At 36.1% G+C, this 3,948-nt stretch carries 3 protein-coding genes; all 3 read left to right on the top strand.

The window, feature by feature from the left end; all coding sequences use genetic code 11:
- On the top strand, nucleotides 1–483 hold a 483-nt coding region (locus WC622_RS16500; protein ID WP_372820789.1), incomplete at its 5' end, for a sulfatase-like hydrolase/transferase.
- 56 nt (nucleotides 484–539) lie between these two features.
- The gene (locus tag WC622_RS16495; RefSeq protein ID WP_372820788.1) at nucleotides 540–2,717 is read left to right on the top strand and encodes a S9 family peptidase; all 2,178 of its coding nucleotides are present in this window, start codon (nucleotides 540–542) and stop codon (nucleotides 2,715–2,717) included.
- Between the two features lie 311 nt (nucleotides 2,718–3,028).
- On the top strand, nucleotides 3,029–3,948 hold a 920-nt coding region (locus WC622_RS16490), incomplete at its 3' end, for a sensor histidine kinase (RefSeq protein ID WP_372820787.1).

Here is a 3,948-nt window from a genome sequence, read left to right as displayed (position 1 = left end):
TGCATTAATGCCTATTTAACAAAGGCAAAAAAACAAGACTGGTATAAAAACACCCTGTTCGTATTTATTGCAGACCATGGGCATCTTTATCCTAAAAACAAATACGATATTTTTATGCCTGAGCGTTATCATATTCCACTCCTATTTTATGGGGAAGTTTTAAAAAACGAATTTAAAGGTAAAAACTCAGATAAAGTTGGAAGCCAACAAGACTTAGCATCAACCCTCCTAGCCCAAATGGATATCTCCACAAAAGAATTTACCTGGAGTAAAAATCTATTAAATCCTTATACTAATGGCTTCGCCTTTTTTAGTTGGGATAATGGACTTGGTTTTATCAACGAGCAACAGTGCGTTTCATTTGACAATGTTGGAAAAAATATCCTCTACGAAACAAAGAAGAATTCCATAGCTACCCAAACCAGCCTTAAAAAAGGAAAAGCCTATCTACAAACCGCTTATCAACAATTCATTAAACTATAAAAATAAAAACACCATTAAAATACAATAGTAAACTACTGAAATAATAAAAAACAACGATGAAACTAACCAAATTCTTAATTGTAATAACAGGCATCGCACTGTTTATTGGAAATTACAACAAATCTTATGCTCAAAGAGGGGGTGTAAACTGGACTAAAGAGGGAAATGCCTATTATCAAAATTCTGGCGGAGAGATTATAACTGTAACCCTGCCAAAAAATGAGCGAAAAGTTGTTATTAGTAGGGCACTACTTACCCCGACAACTGGTTCGGCTCCATTATCAGTTCGAAGTTTTAAATTGACTGATGATGGAACTAAAGCACTAATTTACACGAATACCAAAAGAGTTTGGCGTCAAGACAGTCGTGGAGATTATTGGGTAGCCGACATCAACAATAACACACTCACCCAAATTGGCAAAGATAAGCCAGGCTCTTCTTTAATGTTTGCGAAGTTTTCTCCAGACGGCAGCAAAGTAGCTTACGTGAGCGGACATAATATTTATGTGGAAGATCTAGCCACCCATAGCACAAAAGCGCTTACTACTGATGGCACTAGCAGAATGATCAACGGAACATTTGATTGGGTTTATGAAGAAGAATTTGGCTGTTTAGATGGCTTTAGTTGGAGCCCAGATGGAAAATCTATCGCATATTGGCAAATTGATGCAACCAAGATCAGAAATTTTTTGATGATGAACAACACTGATTCGATTTACTCATTTAACGTTCCGGTAGAATATCCTAAAGTTGGACAGAATCCTTCATCTTGCAAAATTGGTATTGTAGATCTTCAAACAGCCAAAACGAATTGGCTAGCTGTACCGGGCGATAACGTGCAGCATTATATCCCTAGAATGGAATGGATACCAAATACCAATGAAGTAATCTTACAGCAATTAAACCGTGAGCAAAATGAAAGCAAGGTGTTTGTTGCAGATATAACCGCTGGCAGCATAACCGAAATTCTGAAAGAAAATGATAAAGCTTGGATCGATCCCACCGATGGATGGATTTGGCTAAATGGAAATAAAGAGTTTGTTTGGGAAAGTGAAAGAGACGGATGGAGGCATTTGTACAGAGTAAGTAGAGATGGGAAAAAGCAAACGCTGATTACCAATGGCCAGTACGATATTATGGGCGTTAATTTAATCGATGAAAAGAAAAACCTAGTTTACTTTAGCGCATCGCCAAATAATGCTACGCAAAAATATCTCTATAAAACCAAATTAGATGGCAAAGGCAAATTAGAAATGGTAACTCCATCTGTTTTGCCAGGAACACACAATTACAACATCTCTCCAAATGGTTTGTATGCAAGCCACAATTACAATAGCTCAGTTGTGAGCCCAGTAACAGAGTGGATGAATTTTACCACAAATAACCCGTTAACCATGGAGGGTAGCATTACAAGCCAGCTGGCAAAGCAACAACCTCCAAAAAACAAAGTAGAATTCTTTAAGGTAAAAACCGAAGATGGCGTTGAAATGGATGGATGGATGAAAAAACCTGATAATTTTGATGTTACCAAAAAATATCCAGTAGTTTTTTATGTATATGGTGAGCCTGCTTCGCAAACAGCTGCAGATGTATTTGGTGCTGGCAGAAACAATTTATACAATGGAGATATGGCGGCAGATGGCTATATCTACATATCAATGGATAACAGAGGGGCGCCAGTTCCAAAAGGAACAGCTTGGCGTAAAAGTATTTACAAGAATATCGGTGTGATTAATATTAGGGATCAAGCGATGGCAACAAAAAAATTATTAGAAACTTACTCTTTTATGGATAAGGATCGTGTAGCCGTGCATGGATGGAGTGGCGGTGGTTCTACAACACTAAACTTGCTTTTTCAATATCCCGAAATCTACAAAACCGGAATAGCTGTAGCTGCAGTTACCAATCAGTTAACTTATGATAATATTTACCAAGAGCGTTACATGGGAACTCCATTTCCAAGTACCGAAGCTTTTGTAAAAGGTTCACCAATTACTTATGCTAAAAATTTAGTTGGAAACTTGCTATACATTCACGGTACTGGTGATGATAACGTTCATTATCAAAATGCTGAAATGTTGATCAATGAACTGATTAAAAATCAAAAAGTATTTCAAATGATGAGCTATCCAAATCGTACCCATGGAATCTCTGAGGGAGCGGGAACAAGAGAACATTTATCACTTGTTTACACCAAGTTCTTAAAAGAGAACTGTCCACCCGGTGCGAGATAAAACAAAGGAACCGCCTCAACTATTTGAGGCGGCTTTTTTTTGACATTAATTTAGGGAAGTCGACATTGTTTTGCTATTTTTAGAAATCTAATCGTTTTCAATTGGCTACGCTATTCAATTACCAAACTCCAGCGAAATTCTCACCCGCTTTTAAAGAATTTTACACCCTCGCCAATCTGAGGCAAGTAAGAGTCTTAAGTGCTGTATTCTTTATCATTTCTGTTTTTTTTAGGCTTTTATCCCTGCTTTATCACGATCAAATGATAAACGTTCCGAAATATGCCGAATATTCTGTCGTTAACTGGGTGCAAATGGGTGGTACTTTTTTCTTTTTAATAGCTAGTAGTATCACACTAAAACTATACAAAGACAACCTGTTACTCAAGAAAAGCATCACAATTTCATTTATAGTTCTTTTACTGCTAACATCTTTTAGTGCCAGCTACATAGTTTCTATGGATAACACCAAAAATACACTAACCTTGTTTTTAATTGGTATCGCTACAGCTAGCTTATTTTTTGCCCTTGAATACCTTGAAATTACTCTGATTGCAATCTTTATCACATTGGTGTATTGGTTCAGCATGATATCAGCAAAAATTAATTTTGATGAGAAAATGATGAATGTCTTTGCAGGACTCATATTGGGTTTTATTTTATATTGTTTTTCGAGGTATAGCTATTTCTTTAAATCACAGCATTTTGTGAGACTTAAACAGTTGGAAGAAAAAAATTTAGAGGTCGAAAAATTACATCGTCAGCAGGGAGAGATTTTGGGTTTTGTCGCGCATGATTTGAGAAATCCATTAAATAACATTGAAGCATTAAGTACACTATTGCATAACGAAGACCCTAAGGAAGAACTTAAACATATCCTAAATGCTTCTCAACAGGCTAAAAACATCATTAATGATCTAATGGAGGCCATTAAAACTGACCAAAATAAGTTAGATATGCAATCACTTAATTTGAACTCTTTTCTAACCTCAACCGTTGAAAAATGGAAAACAAATAGTAAAAGAGATCTCATTCTTCATTTGGAACAAGATAAGATTTATGCGCATGCAAATGCATCTAAACTAGAGCGCGTTTTAGATAACTTGATCAGCAATGCGATAAAATTCTCTTCTGATGATAAAATCATCAGCATTAGCTTGAGAAAAATTGCGAAACGGATAGAGATTAAGGTTAAAGATGATGGAATAGGTATTCCAAAAGAAATGATTTCTTA

Origin of the sequence: Pedobacter sp. (assembly GCF_041662865.1) — a bacterium.
In the GTDB taxonomy this organism is placed as follows: Bacteria; Bacteroidota; Bacteroidia; order Sphingobacteriales; family Sphingobacteriaceae; genus Pedobacter.
Note: the sequence above shows the minus strand (reverse complement) of the source record. Positions and strands in the feature narration are given on the sequence as shown.

Excerpts from the sequence above, each read along its gene's own strand:
- WC622_RS16495 (WP_372820788.1), top strand. The coding sequence starts at position 540 with ATGAAACTAACCAAATTCTTAATTGTAATAACAGGCATCGCACTGTTT.